Raw genomic sequence first — 17,108 nt, 5'->3', positions numbered from 1 at the left:
TATTTCGATATAGCGATGATATTTGGCATACTAATTTCTCTGAACTTTATCCGTTGTTTTAGGTCAAGAGGTTGCCAAATCGGCAAGGTAAAACGCACCCCTGGCTGTAACTGGGGATTTAAAGTTGCGGTGGTTAAAGTTAAATTGGTTGAAACTTTTAGTAGGTTGACCCCTTAACTTAAGCGAACTAATGCAACAACTTAGTGGAACCTGTTCTAAACGGTGTATGTAACTGAATCTTGTGAACTTAGTTAAAAGTAACCTTTACAAACAGCACTTGTTATCAGTAAATCTCCGGAACATAGTAAGAATTTTTACAACAAAAGCAAAAAAAATATGGAAGCGTCTGATGGAGTCCTGTTAATTTCCAGAGTGATATAGGAATAGAAAGCGCTTTGTGCAAGGATTTGATGAAGTTTCTCTAAATATTTTAAAGAAGCGATGCCTTTGGCAGCCTACACCTACACCAAGCAATGACCTCTTGCCAGTAAGTAGCTGTTATGAACTTGCATACACCAGAACACATTAGAGAGGGAATAAAGAATTGAGCAAAGCAGTTCCGAGTTCCAAGTAAAGAAGTTAGATTCGCAACTTAGCACTGGCTAAACACCCCGTTGGCACAGCCTCTCATAGATAAAAAAGGTAACAGCACTTTCAAGTCAAGTTGCTGTAAATGTTTGTCGTTGCGATTGCAAAGGAGAGAAGAGGGTTTTAACCTAGTTCATCAATAGACCTCTTGCAAAAATATATTTTTGCAAGAGAGGGAAAAAGGTAAAGGGTTTTGAGTTTCTTTACCCTTTTCCCCTTCACCTTTACCCCGACTTTTGCAAGAAGTTTAATCTTTTGAGATAGTTTGGTTTGATGACGCCAACTTACATAATCTTCACAATTATGAACACTGAAATAAAGTCCAGAATACCTGTTGCTTTAACCATTGCTGGATCAGATAGCGGTGGCGGTGCAGGAATTCAAGCTGATTTACGCACCTTTGCTTTTCACTGTGTCCACGGTACTAGCGCTATAACCTGCGTCACGGCACAAAACACTCTAGGTGTAAGTAGGGTTGATGCCATGCCAAAAGAGGCTGTTGTGGCGCAAATTCAGGCAGTAGTTGAAGATATTGGCGTACAAGCTGCCAAAACTGGAATGTTGTTCAATCAGGAAATTATTTTTGCTGTTGCCCAGCAGGTGGAAGCTTTACAAATCAATAATCTAGTAGTTGATCCAGTAATGGTGTCACGTACAGGAGTCCAATTGATTGATGATGAGGCTGTAAAGACTCTGTGCGATGCCCTGATTCCCAAGGCGGTTATAATCACGCCCAATCGCTATGAAGCCCAGATTTTGAGCGGTTTGCAAATTAATTCTTTAGAGGATATGCAAGCTGCTGCTGAAATTATTCACAAAACTTTAAGGACGAAGGCTGTTTTAGTCAAAGGCGGAGGTATGCAAGGAGATTTGCGTGGCGTTGATATCTGGTTTGATGGGGACGAGTTGAAAGTTTTGACTTGCCAGCAAGTAGAGACAAAAAATACTCATGGTACTGGTTGTACACTATCAGCTGCGATCGCTGCTAATCTGGCTAAGGGAAAAGATTTGTGGCAGGCAGTGCAACAGGCAAAGGAGTATGTGACTACTGCACTCACTTACGCCCTAGATATTGGCGAAGGGCAAGGTCCTGTTGGACACTTCTTCCCATTGTGGAGACTAGGGACTAGAGACTAGGAACTTGGAAAGAAGTAAGGGAAAAGAGTTGAGTTTTTCCCTTTGCACCCCGCCCCTCTGCCTCTTTTCAATCCCCAATTCCCAATCCCTCATAATAAATCTTTGCCCTTTGGATATTTTTCTATTATTCTTGGGCATAGTTTCAGAGGTGACTATCTCTGTTAGCATCTCTGTACGATCTAATCACCTTGATTTTTAATACCAAGCCCCCGATGCGAACAACCATAGGTTCTGTTCACAGGAATTCGCCAACACCGACTACTCAAGCCCACCCTCCCTCTGTACCATTGTCTGTATATAGGGAATTATCAACAGAGTTGCAAGCAGCACAGGCGAGGCTAAATGCACTCACCACCCAAAATCAGCAACTAGCACAAGAAAATCAACTATTACGCCAAGAAATTGCCAAAGTCGTTGAGTCTTTTTCTCGCTTGCAAAATTTTGTGGATTCCCACGCTACATCTAGTTATCATCAAGCTACTCAAGCTTCTGGTGAGGTTAAAGATGCCGCCAAACAGCAAGTAACACAAGTGCGTCCACGTCAGCAGGTTTCTCGTTCGCGTCCATCCGTTGTACCCAAAGCCCCACCAGAAAAAAGCCGTCGTCAAGACTTTTCTACATCTGTAATGGAAATGAATTTTTCAATACCAGAACCAGTTTTTATAGAAGAGCAACAGATAAGTTATTATTCCACTACTGAGCCAGATATTAAGGGACTCAATGGCTGGTGGCTAATTATCACCATCTTATTAATCATGCTAACTGCCTTTAGTGCTGGATATTTCATTGTGCGTCCCTTGTTTGAACATCAGAAACGTTAGTTGACATTCCCACAGTCAGCAGCATCAAACTTTCAGGCTACTATGCAATTTATCTGCAATCACTCTCTAAATATCCGAACAAATCTGCTAAGTGGCGGAGTTGATCTATTTTTAGGTTATAAAAGCTACATAAAATGCTAAATTGACAGCAACTTCTTTATGTTAGAACTTCAGAGATTATCCAAATAAATCCTTGCTGGTTCTCATGTCCCAAACAGTCAAGCAAAGCATCTACATTTTAAAAAGTGGTAATTATTACATATCTTTTAGGAAAAGCACTGCTAGTTACAGCTTCAGACAGGGAATCTGGTTAGATATATAAACGAAGCTAGTAGAAGTCAGGAGTCAAGAAGATGAAAAAAGTAGAAGCTATTATCCGTCCATTTAAGCTAGATGAGGTGAAAATTGCCTTGGTTAACGCTGGTATTGTTGGTATGACTGTTTCTGAAGTTCGGGGGTTCGGACGGCAGAAAGGCCAAACCGAACGTTATCGTGGTTCTGAGTACACTGTTGAGTTTTTGCAAAAACTCAAAGTGGAAATCGTAGTTGATGACAATCAGGTTGATATGGTGGTGGACAAAATTATTGCTGCTGCCCGCACTGGTGAAATCGGCGATGGTAAGATTTTCATCTCGCCTGTTGAGCAAGTGATTCGGATTCGCACCGGCGAAAAAAACACAGAAGCAGTTTAAAAAAGTTAAGAGTTAAGAGTTATGAGTTGTGAGTTAGGAATAATGAATGTTTAGCAGAATTCATAAATCCTAACAGACGCGATTAATCGCGTCTCTACTCTTAACTTTTGTACAGACGCGATTAATCGCGTCTCTTAATTCTCTCCAGTTGCGGAAGTAAAGCTGTAAAAGCCTTGCCTCGGTGGCTAATTGACCTCTTTAACTCCCGTGTCATTTCAGCAAAAGTCAATTGCAACTCTTGCACATAAAAAATTGGGTCGTAGCCGAAACCACTATCCCCACGAGGTGCGTGGAGAATTTCGCCGCGACAAACACCTTCAGATTCTAATACGATCGCACCATCAGGACGAGCGATCGCTACTGCACAAACAAATTGTGCTTGTCGATTTACCTCGTTGCCTAATTCTTTCAATAACTTAGCAATCCGTTCTGAGTCGGTTTTGGCGTAACGTGCAGAATAAACCCCTGGTGCGCCATTTAGGGCATCTACTTGCAAACCTGAATCATCAGCAATCGCCCAGTTACCCGTAGCTTTAGCAATTTGTGACGCTTTTAGACAAGCATTAGCAGCAAAGGTTTCGCCCGTCTCTTCAATTTCTAATTCTTCAGGTTTGAGGGTTAATTCCCAACCAGAATTTTCCAAGTAAGCTTGCATTTCCCGCAGCTTACCTGGATTTCCTGTGGCTACTACAAGTAATTTGGTCATTGGTAATTAGTCATTGGTCATTAGTTATTAGTCATTTGTCATTTTCCAAGGACAAATGATAAATGACTAATAATGAATTTTACCCCGCCCACTGTTTCGCCCAAGCAAGAGTTTGATGCACTTGCTCAATTGTTGGGGCTTCGCAGTAGAGGCGTAAAACTGGCTCAGTCCCACTAAATCGAATCATTAACCAGCTTTTATCAGCTAGGCGATATTTGTAGCCGTCAATTGTTTGGCAATCAATTACTGCTTTACCTGCAATTTCCGTTAAGGGTTGAGTTTGCAGTTGTTGCAAAAGACGCGATCGCACTTCCATACTTGCTAAGGGTAAATCAATGCGATCGTAAGCTGAGATAAATCCTGTTTGTTTCTGCAAGTAGCGATAATACTCACCTAAATCTAAACCAGATTCTACAATCGCCTCTAGCACGTACAATGCTGACAACAGCGCATCGCGTTCGGGAATATGGCTGCCATAGCCAATTCCTCCCGACTCTTCGCCGCCCAGCAACACCTCTGCTGCTAACATTCTGTCAGCGATGTATTTATAACCAACTGCTGTTTCAAATACTGATAGGTTGTGTAGTGCTGCTACAAGAGGCATCAAGTCGGAACCACTAACAGTTTTAACTATTTCACCCTTAAAGTCGCGCCGCAGGGTTAAGTGGTCGATTAATATCGGGATTAATACTTGAGAACTTAGGAAGTTGGATTCTCCATCTACTGCTGCAATGCGATCGCAGTCTCCATCAAATACCAACCCCACTGTTAAACCTGATTTATCGGTTTCTCGGTGAGTCTTGATGACTTCAAATAGCTTTGAAAGGTATTTAGGCAAGGGTTCAGGCGCACCGCCACCAAACAGGGGATCGCGTTCTGAGTTGATTTCTTTGACCTGATTGCCTAGTAGTCTCGCCAATCCGCCAGCCGCAGCGCCATGCATGACATCGGCAAATAACGTTAGTTTGCCAGATGCGATCGCTTCTCGAAGTTTGGCGATATCAACTTTACGTTCTAGTGCTTGGGTATAACTGGGCCAAGGATCGAATTTCTCTTGCTTACCTGGGGTAGCTGCTAGTGGTACTCCCACCACTAACTGATCTTCTATCTCTTTTGTAACTTCTGGTGGTACTGACCCACCAAAATAACCCTTGACTTTTAAACCCAAATATTTACCAGGATTATGGCTGGCTGTAATTACCAGTGCCCCTAAAGCATTGAGTTCTTTTGCCGCCCAACTATAAGCTGGGGTTGGGGCATAGCTCTCGCTCAGTAGCACATCAAATCCGACAGCACTGACAGTATCGGCAACAGCACGAGCAAAGTCTTCGGCCATGAATCGGCGATCATAACCGACAATTATTGTTCGGCTACCAACCGTAGAAAAATACGTATCATATAATACTTTTGCGGCAACTGGCGCGACCAGGGCTAGGCGTTCAAAGGTGAACTCGTCACCAATAATGCCCCGCCAGCCGTCTGTACCAAACTTGATTGAGTTAGCTACAACTGGCATCTAAGTATCCTAACTGTCTACTTGAGGATTCTAGCATTTATACAGTGTACAGAGTAAAAAAAGAATCTAGTAAAAATATGTACTAATAATATTCAAGACAAAATTTGTGATTAATTTTTTAAAATTTAGGGGTAGCTTGAACAGAGGAACAAAACCAAACATTAAGAATCCTTGATTTTGTTAGTTGAACAAAGTTAAACCCAACCTATAAATATTTGATTTTTTCAGAGGGATAAAAGAGCGCTCGCGATCGCATTTCTAAAAAGTATATATAAACATTAATAATCCTTAATAGTATTCACTATTAAGGATTGTTAACATGAGCAAAAACTGCTCACAAACCTGATTTTTCCTTAAAAATCATCGAGAAACTGACTAAGGCGACTGATTACGGGGTCAACCTCTTGAGGAGGGGTAGCAACAGTATAAGAAGTATTATTTACTACTTCTAATTGAGTTGGAGACGGAACGAACGAGCGATCGTTGACGATGAGCGCCAGTTGTGCAACTTGTTGAGAAAGTTGCAGTAGATGATGTTCCATCGCCTCCAAACGATTAGATCCCTTGGCAAAAAAACGTTCCTCAAGTCCAGCCACTTGACGTTGCAGTTCATCGATTTGTTGATCAATCGGTGTTGTTACTGCTGTTTGTGGAGCAGGTTGTACAGGTTCCGGTACACATAAAGATTGCCATAAGGCTTCTTTACAGAGGTCGCTGAAAGTCTTGTCTGGTTGTTTTTCCAAATAACTTTCTACTTGCGCTAACAAGCTTTCATCAGCAAGCTCTGGGTTGAACGTGACGGATTTAACTACCTTTTTTGACCATTGGAACATCAGCTTTATGCCCTAGCAGCGCGATTGGAGGATAATTGTGCCTCTCCATAAATATACTGCCCCAAAGCATTCGCCTGACGGGAAGGTGCTGCTAAATGAGCATTAATCTTTGCTTCTTTGAGCAGACGTTGAACGTCGTCCCAGAAGAACTCACCACCGCCGCCAGTAAGAATCACATCGGTGACACGTTCTGGCAACCAGGCTAGCACACGGCTACAGATTTCGCGCGAAAACATCTCTGTAAGGTTGGGAAGAAAATCATCTAGGTTGGTGGGCTTGCTAGCGCCTTTAGGACGGTAAAAGCGTTCACCTCTAGGTTTGTTCACAGCAGAAATCAACGCTAGAGATTGACTATCTGCTCCCTCGATTTCGGCAGACACCAATTCATAAAACTTATTCATCCCGAAGTCTTCGCTCTTAGAAGCACCTCTGGCAAAACGGAAGTTATCTACCATCAAAAGATCGACGGTTTGATGACCAATATCGACGATCGCCACCGATATTTTTGTAAAATCGGGACTGCCAGGGTTTTTCTTGGGTTGAGCTTCAGACCATAACAGGCTGCCGTAGCCTTCTGGCATGACCCATACCTTACTAACGTTCAGCGACACAGATTCGCCTCGGAAGTTCAACACGTGAGGGCCACCTACTTGGCTAATCAACTGTGCTTTTTCTTTTTCAAATTGCTCCAAGGAAAGAAAAGGCAAACCTAGTACAACAGAGATATCGTCTCTGAGTTTGAAGTAGCCAGCACTTGCTAACACTTTTACCAGTGCAGCCTCTACCTTAGATTGTCCGACTCCTAAATTCGCCCCAAAATCGGCTGCCAGTTGACCAACAGCATATCCATTTCCTTGGTACTCCAGCCATAAATCCATTAAGGGGTCAGTAGCCCTGGCTTCAAAAACACCACCGCGTACTTGTTCGATTGACATCTGCTTGACATTGGCAGGTACGAACACCACACTGCCAGGTTCACGACTCACACAAGTTTTTGTAGAAGTTCTGCCTAAATCAACACTGAGAATGGTTTTTCCGGAACCACCGGCTGGCTTGGCAGGATTATTAACAGCATTAATGGGAGTCGATGCTGACACCCTATTCATGGGTATAGCAGCAGCATTAATAGGGGTAGCGGCGGAAGGTTGGTCTGTCATGAAAGCTCCTAGTTCAAACTTAACTGTAAAAAGTTGTCATGCTCATCTTACAAAAATGCGAGCAACCAGAAATTCTAGGTTGCGTCAAGTGTAGCTAGAAATACGCCAAAAATTAATTCCGGCGATACCTCCGATAAGCTCATGCTTTCGCACATCTAGTATTATTTGGCATAGTGTAGGCGAATTTTGGCCAGATGTAACCCCTGCTTTCACTGCTTTCAAACCAAAAGCGTCCATGTTTCATCTTCTAGTACGTCTTAACTGGCGCTTGAATATCCAGAAAACAAATGCTAGAACCAAACCCCCAAGTACGATTTTGGATACAGGAGCAAGGTACTTGTCCACAAGTTCATACTGACTACCTAATGCGTATCCTGAGTATGTTAACAAGCCCACCCAAGCAGCGCTACCTACTGTTGTGTAAAACAAAAATGGTAGCAGAGGCATATTGCTGATCCCGGCAGGAACAGAAATCAAGGTGCGGATTCCTGGTACAAGACGACCAATTAATACTGCTGTTCTACCTTGTCGGTCAAACCACTCTTTGGCCTTGGTGATATCTTTACTGGATATAGCCAGCCATTTGCCATACTTGTCAGCCCAAGCTTTCAAACGAGTTTCGCCCAAAAACTTACCTGGATAGTACCAAATAAGTGCGCCCAATACAGAACCCAAAAGTCCTGCGAAAAACACACCAATAATATTTAGCTTTGCCCCTCCTGGTTGATATGGACTTGCTGTAAATCCAGCCAGTGGCATAATCAATTCTGAAGGAATGGGGGGAAAAAGGTTTTCTAGGAACATTAGTAGGGCGATTCCCCAATAGCCAAAATAGTTGATAGTATTAGTTATCCATTCAAGCATTAAGTCATATTCCTGAAATTGCTGTACTAGTCCTGTTACTAAGATTCCGCCTTAGCTTTTTTAAAAGGTAATTGTCCTGGATTGTTAGAGTCAAGGTAACATTAGCTGTACTAAAAGTTGGCATCGCAACTGAAAAACAGAGTCAGACAGGTGGAAGTTAAGGGTCTGTTTCATTAATTTTGCGGGGCTGCGAGATCCCCGACTTCTTGAAGAAATCGGGGATCTGATCGTACTTATTTATCACAATTTAATTAATGACATGAACCACTAGGTTTTATTTTCCAATTTTTTAGATCCCCCTTAGTCATTTTTTTGAAGGACTAGGGAGGATCTAAAGATTTGATGACAAATTTCAAAACATAGTTTAGAGTTTTCTTCTGAGTTGATGCTGTGGGAAAGCAGGAACAGAGAAGGAAGAAAGTTTTACCTTGTCCCCTTCATCCCTCTCATCTCCTCCTCTCTTCCTCTTCTAGGCTGTCGGGGTCAATGATTGTACCCTTGGTTCTGATTGCCAGTCCAAGGGATTCCAAACTCGATCCTCCAGGGCCATTTGTTCAATCAAACTTGCCAATCTCAGGGCTTTGAGAGCTTGTTCACCACCTACTGAGGGTTGATTGCCACCGTGTACACAGTTGACAAAATGCTCTAATTCTGCACTTAAGGGTTGAATATTGCTGGTGTAGACTTTTTCAATCACACCATCTTGTCTGTAAAGTACTTGTCGGTGGTCGGTGAGAGAATTGGCAGTGGTTTGTCGGTGAATCAAAATTTCATTCTTGAGGAAATCTGCCTCAGTAAATGAATTTTTGCAATGAGCGACAATCCGGCGAATTTTGCGGTGAGTGACTTTACTGGCGGTCAGAGTCGCAACAATACCATTGGCAAAACCCAAGGTGGCGGTTACGTAATCTAAATAACCAGAGTCTAGGGAGCGAGTACCGCTAGCTGTCAATTTTGTGACTGGGGAAGCAGCTAATTCCAGAAGTAGATCGATGTCATGGATCATTAAATCCAGCACAACTGAAACATCATTTGCCCGATCTGAGTAAGGACTCATTCTATGGGCTTCTAGCGCCAGCAATTCCTCTGTTTTTAGAACTTGGCTCAGTTCTTTAAAAGCTGGGTTAAAACGCTCAATATGACCTACTTGCAGGATACATCCAGACTCAGCTGCGGCATTTACTAAAGACTCTGCCTCAGAAATACTGGCTGCGATCGGTTTTTCAATCAAAACATGAATTCCCGCTAACAGACAGTTGATGCCCACGGCATAGTGCAGACGGGTGGGAACAGCTACACAAACTGCTTCCACAAGGGGTAGCAGGTCACAGTAATCTTCAAAAAAACGCACCTTGTAATTGCTGGCAGTTTCTAATCCTCGTTCGACATTAATATCTGCCACTCCGACCAGTTCAACATCTTTCATTGAACTCAGCACGCGAGCGTGGTGTTGTCCCATGTTACCCACTCCAATCACGCCTATGCGGATCGGTCGTGGCTGGTTGCGCTGTGTATATGGATTCGATTCTGCTACTGACATGCTATCTTGCACTATTATTCTCTCCTCAACCACCAAATTTAGAGACGCTACGGCCGTTGGCGTTTATACTCGAAATGCCAGTTACGATCCGTCTAAAACCATCCAGATGGTAACATAGAGCCTATGTTTATGAAGAATTTCAAAGTTTGTGATCGGTTCCCGTAATCCAAATATCTTTTGTATAGATATTTCGGGTTTGTTTTGGATTTTGCACTTTCTCCAAAAAAATATGTCTTTTGATTAAGTTTAAAAAATTTAGTAAGACCTAAGTATAAATTATCCTTGACATTGCTTTGTGGCATCTTGTTAAGGTTTGATTTAGCGATTTGAAATCCAAAATTTGCAACCGAGATGAAAGCTGTAATTCTGTTATCTGGGGGATTGGACTCTTCCACAATTCTGTACAAAGCTAAGGCTGATGGCTGTGAATGTCATGCTATTTCCTTTGATTACCAGCAGCGACATCGACGAGAGTTAGAGTCAGCCCTGACTATCGCTCAAAAAGCTGCGATCGCAAAACATCAGATAGTTAATTTTGACTTACGACAATGGGGTGGTTCCGCGCTTACCGATGACGCGATTGATCTACCCCAGGAGCGATCGCTAGATGAAATGTCTCAAAATATTCCTGTCACTTATGTTCCGGCTCGTAATACCATCTTTTTAAGCTTTGCTCTTAGTTACGCCGAAGCGATCGCAGCAGAGCGTGTCTATATCGGCATCAATGCCTTAGATTACTCAGGATATCCTGATTGTCGCCCCGACTATATCCAAGCAATGCAAGAAGTTTTTCGCTTGGGAACCAAACAAGGGCGTGAGGGACAACCAATTAATATCGTTGCACCCCTAATCAACCTGAAAAAAACCGAAATCATCCAACTGGGGAACCAATTAGGAGTTCCTTGGGAGCTAACTTGGTCTTGCTATGCTGGTGATGATGTCGCCTGCGGCGTGTGTGATTCTTGTCGTTTGCGGCTAGCAGCTTTTGCCGAATTGGGACTTGTTGATCCAGTAGCGTATACACAGTAGAGGCATTTGTCATTTGTCATTATCCCCTGCCCCTCTGCTCCCCTGCTCCTCTGCTCTCCCCTCTTCCTCTAGGCGTTGCAGTTGAATTTGATGCAAGCGTGGCCCAACAATTGATATCACAGTGAATTCGAGATTTTGATAACAGAAGGTTTCGCCAATGGCCGGAATTTTCTGTAACTCGTACAGCAAGAAGCCCCCTAGTGTTTGATATTCTCTGGTCAGGGGCAAATTGAGATGCAAAACTTCGTTGAGGTCTTCGAGGTTGATTTGTGCCTGCACCAGAAATTTTTGCTCATCTAACATCTGAATCAGTAAGTCGTCACTGTTTTCAGGTTCACTGGGGTTGCCAATGATTTCGGCAATGACATCTTTGATTGTCACTAGTCCCACAGTAGAGCCAAATTCATTTACTACCATGACCATAGCGGGTTTCTCTTGCTGCATCATGGGCAAAAGTTCACTCAAGGGCGTGTGTTCTGGAACAAAGCGGGCGGGACGCATCCAAGGTTGGATCTGTGTCTCTAAACCAAGCTTTCCTACAGACAAAGGTTGTGCCAAATCTTTAAAATAAACAATGCCGCGAACATGGTCCAAAGATTCACCAATCACGGGATAGCGGGAGTAACCAGTAGAAGCCATTTCCCTAAGTAATGTCTCAAAGGTAGCATCTTTTGGCAGCGTGATAATACTGGTACGGGGGATCATCACATCTTGGGCCATGACATCCCCAAACTCAAAGACATTATTGAGCAGTTCTCGTTCTGCACGCTGTAAACCAGTAGACCCCCATTCTGTAGAGATAATCAGTTGCAATTCTTCGGGAGTTACAGGCGGTCGCCAGCCTTGACCTGTGTATTGGATACCAAAAATACGCAATAAAAAACGAGTTGATTGGTTGAGAATCCAGATGAAGGGGCCAAAAAAACGCACGATCGCTTTTACTGAAGGCCCCAAAAATCTCGCTAGCTGTTCTGAGTACAGCATGGCTAAGGATTTGGGACATAGTTCTCCGATCACAATTTGCAAATAGGCAATTAAGAAAAAGGCAATGGGAATTGATAGAGAATGCGCCAGGAAGGTAGTCATGCTACTGGGTAAAGGCCAGGATTTGAGCCAAGCATTCACCAGTACGACAATCGTACTTTCGCCAATCCATCCCAGCGCCAAACTGGAGAGAGTAATGCCTAACTGGGTGGTAGATAGCAGTCGGTCAATACTGCGTTGTAGCATTTCGACAGCGATCGCTGGAACATCCCCAGCCTTAACTAGCTGGTGAATACGCGATCGCCGCACACTCACCATCGAAAATTCCGCCGTTACAAAAAAGGCATTTATGGTAATCAGTAGTAGCACTGACAATAACCGTAGCGCCACGTCTGTCCAAATTAAATTAGGAAAACCACTCACCGCCAAAGCTCGTGTAAAACTCACGCCCTCCATTTAGGGGGATTGAGGACTGGGTATCGGGTATTGGGTAATGAGAAAGTATTCCTAAATATTTATTTCCTATTTCCCAGTCCCCAGTGCCCAGTCCCCAGTCCCCAGTCCTCTCCTACCTTCCTACAGGAATATCCGATGCCTCTAGCTTCAATTTTTGAGCGGGATAATCAGTGAGAGCAAGTGATATTTTCTTGACATCATCAAGTAATGCTGTGGGAATGCTCACTGTACCGGAAAATGCTGGCCCATTTACAGGCAATTCTGTTGGTAAACCTTCTGTACTAGCACTTAGGGTTCGTCCTTTGTCATCGGTAACATCTAAAAAACTATACAGAAATCGCACAGAATCCTTACCTTTGTTCTGCATTTTCACTTTCAGTAGCAAATCACCACCAGAGTAGCGGGCAGATTGCACAGTCATGGTTACGCCATCACTCTGGGCAGTAACCGGGAAACCAGGCAGGGGTTTTTCTTCAACTACTTCTGGGGGTTTTTCCTCTGGCTTCTGCTTGCTGTTATTGGTTTCTTCATCGTCTTCCTCTAGCTTTTCCGATTTAGCTGCCTTGGTCTTGCCCTCAACTCGCGCCTTGACAATTTTCAGAATCTCTTCCTCTTTTAATAGCACCAGCCCTCCTTGTTGGGAGTTATTTCCCTTATTGCTGGCAAATTTGGTTGTGGGACGCCCGTCTGGTGTAGTAACGCCTTTAAGTGCTGAACTCCCCAGTTCAAAGCCCAAAAAGGCGCTCACAGAACCTGCTCCCATCATCAGAATTAACAAAATCAAAGTAAGAAGTACAGTAGAATTTATTTTCATCGCTGACAAGCTATCACAATAGAATGCTGGTCTATTTAAGAATAGTGAAGCTTTTGACCTCAATCCTTAAAGGAACTTAATCAATATTAGTTTGCACTATATCTATGATCAAATTATGTAGTATAAAAATCTAGTAAACTATTGTCCAGTATTCACACGTGGTAAATTTGTGCTATATTCATGGAATTGGCTAAAGTCAGTGCATGAGGTATTTTCCTTATTCTAAAATTAGCAAATAAGGTTGACCTAGAAGTTGAAGTAATTTACTTGTAGCAGCCCACAACCTAACAAAATAAGCGCCTTTGGCCGATTGGGGAGGCAACGAACTCATAATTCGTCTTCAGGCTGGTTCGATTCCAGCAGGGCGCACTGAATCATCAAAAATGGGTATGGGGAATTGGGGAGGTAGTGACGGGTACGCAGGGGTCTCCCCAAGTGGAGCAACTGCCGTCAACTGCCGTCAACTGCCGTCATGGGCATGGTTTATTCTCCTTGTCCCTGTATTTTCCCACTCCCCACTCCCCAATCTTACCGAGATGGTAATGTTTCAAACCTGAATTCAGTTCCTACTTTAAGTTTGTTGCTATAGCGAGGAGACACCAGCAGCGATGTGTCATAAGGATTTGGTAAATCAGGAGTACGAATATAAGGATCGTTGCCAACTTGCTGAGTCAGGACATCATGATATAGAGTATTAACCAACTCAGCATCGCGGGCAATTTCATTTTCTGGAAAGGAACCACCGAAACCGGAACCAAGTCCTAGCAATGAGTCTAACTGACGCTTGAGGCTACCATTTTCGTAGAAATTGCGATCGTGACGAAAATAAGCTCGTTCAAATACATCATTCGCACTTTCAGTTTTGGGGGTTTCGGTTTGGGCAGATGCAACACAGGGAAAAGCAATAGTAGCAGCAAGCAGTACCAATAAACTACCAAGGGTTTTTAATTTTATACCCACGTTCCTAACTCCTCAATTTTTGGGCAATCTTAATTTATGCTTAATTTCAGAACTCTGATGAGTTCAACCTTTGGTGTAGCACAACTTTTAATGTTTTGTAATGACGTATCCTACTGAAACTCTTACCCACTCAGATACTTGGTCAACCACTGCTGATTTGACTATTTTGCGCCACAAGCTACTAGATTTATTTTCTCAACTGGCTTATCAAGAAGGTGATTTTGTTCTCGCTTCTGGGCTGCGTAGCTCTTATTATGTCAATAAGATGCAGGTAACACTCCACCCTCAAGGAGCTTTGGCTGTCGGACGTTTACTGTTTCCTTTGCTACCTATAGATACACAAGCTGTAGGTGGTTTAACGATGGGGGCTGATCCAATGGTGACAGCAGTGAGTGTAGTTTCTGTTTATGAAAACCGCCCGATACCAGCGCTGATTATTCGCAAGGAAGCTAAGGGTTATGGAACGAAAGCTTATATAGAAGGCCCCACTTTACCTGAAGGTGCAAAAGTAGTAGTTTTGGAAGATGTAGTGACAACTGGACAATCTGCTTTAAAAGCAGTTGAGCGTCTTAAAGATGCAGGTTATACCGTAAATCAAATAATATCACTAGTAGATCGACAACAAGGCGGAGGTGAGTTGTACGAGTCAGCAGGGTTGAAGTTTGAAACTTTGTTTTCGATTCAGGAAGTTCAGGAACGCTACCGACAACTTGCGAATTCATAAGTGTCGCTTGCCAAATTATTTGACGATTTGACAGATTTGTGTAATTTAAAATATTACTCTTAAAGCCCTAATAAGGGTTTTATTAATTTAGGCTCAAAATAGCCTTTACTGCACTGGCGATCGCAGAAGATGCTTTTTCAATTTCTTCTTTGGTTGTAAATTTCCCAATACCAATTCTTAACGCTCCCTCAATTATATTTTCCGCAAGATTCATAGCTTGCAGAACGTGAGATGGCGCGACAATACCTGATGAACAAGCCGCACCTGTAGAAATAGCTAATTGATGGCGAACTCTAGCAATAATGGCACTATTAGGGATGTCAGGGATAGAAATATGTAAGTTACCTGATAAACGGTTGTTTAAGTCTCCATTCACCAGTAAATCAGAAATTTGAGCCTTGAGTAGATTTTGTAGCTGATCTCGCAAAAGTGCGTAGGCGCAGCCCGCCGCAGGCATCGCACTTTCATCTACTCCCATCTCCAACTGTCTCAATCTACAAGCTTCCCCTAAGCCAGCTATTCCGGGGACATTGAGTGTACCCGATCTGAGTCCTTGTTGATGTCCACCACCGTAAATAAGCGGTTCAAGAGGATAACCTTTTTTTACTACTAATGCACCAACGCCTTTAGGTGCATAAAAGTGGGTTCACTGTTTCTTAGACATAAATCCAATTGGGAGTAAAACCTTGCAAAATTGCTAAAGAAATTAAGGGTTTTATAGTTTTTGTATAAGCATTAATGAGGATTTCTAAATTTAATAATTCGTCTGGTTGATCAACTTTCAATTCTGCAACAAAAGTTTCAATATCATTTGACCATTTTATTTGAGAAACACTTTGCTTATAAATCGTTAAGCCTAAATGTTGTAATCTTACAAAATCAAGAAAATATTCTTCTGACGGTAAACTATTAGATTTAGAAGAATTAACAGATTTTGTTGTTGGAATCAAATTCCATAATTGATTATGAGCTACAAAAGACCAAGGTAAATAATGATCTAAGGAAATGTCATTCTTATTTAATTGAACTTTTGAATAAATACATTTAATATCTCGATATTCTAAAATAGTTTTCCAATATTTATTTTGATTTGCCAAAGAATCTCTTTCTTGTGGCATAAATAGTTTGTTAACCACATTAGGAGTGCTGGGGTTTCTCAGTTGCATATAATTCAACCATTCCCAAGAAGCCCACCCCCTAACTATTGTGTAGTTTTCCTCTAAATATTCAATCCAATCTGGATGTAAAATAATGGCGTTACAATTTTTTGGTTCTTCAGCGTTAAAATAATATAAAGGCTTTTTAGTATCAAATTGATTGTTAGCTAAACTAATAATAACAGGGTCAACATCGTAATCTTTTAATCCTCTGATTTCTTGAGAAAAGAAAGGACGAATTAAACGGTAAGATACATAGCGATTAATAGAAATAACAATATTATCAAGATTTTGATTATTAATAGAGGTACGCAAAAGTTTTTTATCTGTATCTCTAAACTTTAAAATTGGTTCTGTAATTTCCAGATCAAGAGCATCTAATTTATTAGCAATTTGGTCTTGCTTACCAAAAGAGAGTTTAAAATATTTGTGAGGATACCAAGCATTAGCTAACATTTCGACAATAATTTCTTGAAAAGTAATAGGCGATAAAGTATCAAAACTTCTCCTTTTTAATATATCTAATAATGATAAGAAGTAAAGATATTTATAAGAGTTAGTTATATTGTTAAATATTTGAGCTAAAACTGTAACATTAACTTTATCTGATAATGGTAAGTCTTGATTCGTAAGTTGATTTTTAAATAATGCCAACTCTCCTAAATATGCTTGAATAAAATCATTTGCGGCTGATTTATTAATCTTATTTAATGCCTTAACAATGTCTGCAACAGTTTCAGCAGTAGGGTCAATTTTTTCGTGATACCAACGAAAGACAATCGGACGTTCAACACCTAAACCTATTGCCAGCTGGCTTTGGCTAATGTTGTAAGATTCTAAAACTTGTCTTAGTGCTTGTCCTGCTTTTCCCATGATTTCCATTATCACAGGGCAGGGAATATAACTTTGTTAACTTTTATGTTAATTTATGTTTTATTTTTGTTATCATATATGCTAACAAAGCAATAGAAAGTATTGAATACATGAGTTATGGCAGAAGAATTTGTGACATTAGAAGATAACAATAGCGATCGCGTCCAGGTAAGTAGAGAAAACAGGACTTACGCAACTGGCACAGCGTGATCGCTATTTTATAGTATTTATGTACTATATAAAGTGGCTGACCCATA

15 protein-coding genes, 1 tRNA gene and 1 pseudogene are annotated in these 17,108 nt (G+C 41.8%); 6 read left to right on the top strand and 11 right to left on the bottom strand.

All coding sequences use genetic code 11. The features are described from left to right. Nucleotides 1–891 precede the first annotated feature (891 nt). From thiD to RMX98_RS30465, 3 genes are all read left to right on the top strand, one after another. Entirely contained in the window at nucleotides 892–1,725 is an 834-nt protein-coding gene (thiD, locus tag RMX98_RS30475; protein WP_322676997.1) for a bifunctional hydroxymethylpyrimidine kinase/phosphomethylpyrimidine kinase, read from the top strand. A gap of 212 nt (nucleotides 1,726–1,937) precedes the next feature. Further along, entirely contained in the window at nucleotides 1,938–2,546 is a 609-nt protein-coding gene (locus RMX98_RS30470) for a hypothetical protein (RefSeq protein WP_322676998.1), read from the top strand. Between the two features lie 353 nt (nucleotides 2,547–2,899). After that, nucleotides 2,900–3,238 carry a P-II family nitrogen regulator gene (locus RMX98_RS30465; RefSeq protein WP_012410794.1) on the top strand — a complete coding sequence of 113 codons (339 nt, stop codon included), beginning with the start codon at nucleotides 2,900–2,902 and terminating at the stop codon, nucleotides 3,236–3,238. Nucleotides 3,239–3,359: 121 nt separating this feature from the next. Here RMX98_RS30465 and rdgB read toward each other — a convergent pair whose 3' ends face one another. From rdgB to RMX98_RS30435, 6 genes are all read right to left on the bottom strand, one after another. Continuing rightward, nucleotides 3,360–3,944, bottom strand: coding sequence for an RdgB/HAM1 family non-canonical purine NTP pyrophosphatase (gene rdgB, locus RMX98_RS30460; RefSeq protein WP_322676999.1), 585 nt, complete (start codon nucleotides 3,942–3,944; stop codon nucleotides 3,360–3,362). Between the two features lie 79 nt (nucleotides 3,945–4,023). After that, on the bottom strand, nucleotides 4,024–5,460 hold the full coding sequence (locus tag RMX98_RS30455; RefSeq protein ID WP_322677000.1) for a phosphoglucomutase/phosphomannomutase family protein: 1,437 nt from the start codon (nucleotides 5,458–5,460) through the stop codon (nucleotides 4,024–4,026). 353 nt (nucleotides 5,461–5,813) lie between these two features. After that, nucleotides 5,814–6,293 carry a plasmid segregation centromere-binding protein ParR gene (locus RMX98_RS30450; protein ID WP_322677001.1) on the bottom strand — a complete coding sequence of 160 codons (480 nt, stop codon included), beginning with the start codon at nucleotides 6,291–6,293 and terminating at the stop codon, nucleotides 5,814–5,816. A 5-nt stretch (nucleotides 6,294–6,298) separates the two neighbouring features. Next, a complete protein-coding gene (locus RMX98_RS30445) occupies nucleotides 6,299–7,450 on the bottom strand; it encodes a ParM/StbA family protein (RefSeq protein ID WP_322677002.1) in 1,152 nt (383 codons plus the stop codon). Nucleotides 7,451–7,690: 240 nt separating this feature from the next. Further along, the gene (locus tag RMX98_RS30440) at nucleotides 7,691–8,314 is read right to left on the bottom strand and encodes a DedA family protein (RefSeq protein ID WP_322677003.1); all 624 of its coding nucleotides are present in this window, start codon (nucleotides 8,312–8,314) and stop codon (nucleotides 7,691–7,693) included. Between the two features lie 469 nt (nucleotides 8,315–8,783). Beyond that, nucleotides 8,784–9,866, bottom strand: a complete 1,083-nt coding sequence (locus RMX98_RS30435) for a Gfo/Idh/MocA family oxidoreductase (RefSeq protein ID WP_322677004.1) — start codon at nucleotides 9,864–9,866, stop codon at nucleotides 8,784–8,786. A gap of 339 nt (nucleotides 9,867–10,205) precedes the next feature. Between RMX98_RS30435 and queC the strand changes: the two genes are divergently transcribed. Then, nucleotides 10,206–10,883 carry a 7-cyano-7-deazaguanine synthase QueC gene (gene queC, locus RMX98_RS30430; protein ID WP_322677005.1) on the top strand — a complete coding sequence of 226 codons (678 nt, stop codon included), beginning with the start codon at nucleotides 10,206–10,208 and terminating at the stop codon, nucleotides 10,881–10,883. 9 nt (nucleotides 10,884–10,892) lie between these two features. Here queC and RMX98_RS30425 read toward each other — a convergent pair whose 3' ends face one another. Together RMX98_RS30425 and RMX98_RS30420 are read right to left on the bottom strand one after the other, a co-directional pair. Then, complete coding sequence (locus tag RMX98_RS30425) at nucleotides 10,893–12,323, bottom strand: hemolysin family protein (RefSeq protein ID WP_322677006.1); 1,431 nt, start codon at nucleotides 12,321–12,323, stop codon at nucleotides 10,893–10,895. A 112-nt stretch (nucleotides 12,324–12,435) separates the two neighbouring features. Beyond that, nucleotides 12,436–13,137 carry a hypothetical protein gene (locus tag RMX98_RS30420; RefSeq protein WP_322677007.1) on the bottom strand — a complete coding sequence of 234 codons (702 nt, stop codon included), beginning with the start codon at nucleotides 13,135–13,137 and terminating at the stop codon, nucleotides 12,436–12,438. A 296-nt stretch (nucleotides 13,138–13,433) separates the two neighbouring features. On the opposite strand from RMX98_RS30420, the gene RMX98_RS30415 reads away from it, so the two are divergent. After that, nucleotides 13,434–13,506 (top strand) — tRNA-Ile (locus RMX98_RS30415). 159 nt (nucleotides 13,507–13,665) lie between these two features. Here RMX98_RS30415 and RMX98_RS30410 read toward each other — a convergent pair. Then, nucleotides 13,666–14,097: a hypothetical protein gene (locus RMX98_RS30410; RefSeq protein WP_322677008.1), complete on the bottom strand. Its 432-nt coding sequence runs from the start codon at nucleotides 14,095–14,097 to the stop codon at nucleotides 13,666–13,668. 100 nt (nucleotides 14,098–14,197) lie between these two features. On the opposite strand from RMX98_RS30410, the gene pyrE reads away from it, so the two are divergent. Further along, nucleotides 14,198–14,821: an orotate phosphoribosyltransferase gene (gene pyrE / locus RMX98_RS30405; protein ID WP_322677009.1), complete on the top strand. Its 624-nt coding sequence runs from the start codon at nucleotides 14,198–14,200 to the stop codon at nucleotides 14,819–14,821. Between the two features lie 82 nt (nucleotides 14,822–14,903). Here the strand turns inward: pyrE and RMX98_RS30400 are convergent. Next, nucleotides 14,904–15,449: pseudogene (locus RMX98_RS30400) on the bottom strand (aminotransferase class V-fold PLP-dependent enzyme); the annotation flags it as partial. 28 nt (nucleotides 15,450–15,477) lie between these two features. After that, the gene (locus RMX98_RS30395) at nucleotides 15,478–16,851 is read right to left on the bottom strand and encodes an HNH endonuclease domain-containing protein (RefSeq protein WP_322677010.1); all 1,374 of its coding nucleotides are present in this window, start codon (nucleotides 16,849–16,851) and stop codon (nucleotides 15,478–15,480) included. Between the last annotated feature and the right edge of the window lie 257 nt (nucleotides 16,852–17,108).

The organism is Nostoc sp. DedQUE02, from assembly GCF_034531035.1.
GTDB lineage: Bacteria > Cyanobacteriota > Cyanobacteriia > Cyanobacteriales > Nostocaceae > Nostoc.
Note: the sequence above shows the minus strand (reverse complement) of the source record. Positions and strands in the feature narration are given on the sequence as shown.

Excerpts from the sequence above, each read along its gene's own strand:
- RMX98_RS30455 (WP_322677000.1), bottom strand. The coding sequence starts at position 5,460 with ATGCCAGTTGTAGCTAACTCAATCAAGTTTGGTACAGACGGCTGGCGG.
- RMX98_RS30470 (WP_322676998.1), top strand. The coding sequence starts at position 1,938 with ATGCGAACAACCATAGGTTCTGTTCACAGGAATTCGCCAACACCGACT.
- RMX98_RS30440 (WP_322677003.1), bottom strand. The coding sequence starts at position 8,314 with ATGCTTGAATGGATAACTAATACTATCAACTATTTTGGCTATTGGGGA.
- RMX98_RS30465 (WP_012410794.1), top strand. The coding sequence starts at position 2,900 with ATGAAAAAAGTAGAAGCTATTATCCGTCCATTTAAGCTAGATGAGGTG.
- rdgB (WP_322676999.1), bottom strand. The coding sequence starts at position 3,944 with ATGACCAAATTACTTGTAGTAGCCACAGGAAATCCAGGTAAGCTGCGG.
- pyrE (WP_322677009.1), top strand. The coding sequence starts at position 14,198 with ATGACGTATCCTACTGAAACTCTTACCCACTCAGATACTTGGTCAACC.
- RMX98_RS30450 (WP_322677001.1), bottom strand. The coding sequence starts at position 6,293 with ATGTTCCAATGGTCAAAAAAGGTAGTTAAATCCGTCACGTTCAACCCA.
- queC (WP_322677005.1), top strand. The coding sequence starts at position 10,206 with ATGAAAGCTGTAATTCTGTTATCTGGGGGATTGGACTCTTCCACAATT.
- thiD (WP_322676997.1), top strand. The coding sequence starts at position 892 with ATGAACACTGAAATAAAGTCCAGAATACCTGTTGCTTTAACCATTGCT.
- RMX98_RS30420 (WP_322677007.1), bottom strand. The coding sequence starts at position 13,137 with ATGAAAATAAATTCTACTGTACTTCTTACTTTGATTTTGTTAATTCTG.
- RMX98_RS30425 (WP_322677006.1), bottom strand. The coding sequence starts at position 12,323 with ATGGAGGGCGTGAGTTTTACACGAGCTTTGGCGGTGAGTGGTTTTCCT.
- RMX98_RS30445 (WP_322677002.1), bottom strand. The coding sequence starts at position 7,450 with ATGACAGACCAACCTTCCGCCGCTACCCCTATTAATGCTGCTGCTATA.
- RMX98_RS30395 (WP_322677010.1), bottom strand. The coding sequence starts at position 16,851 with ATGGGAAAAGCAGGACAAGCACTAAGACAAGTTTTAGAATCTTACAAC.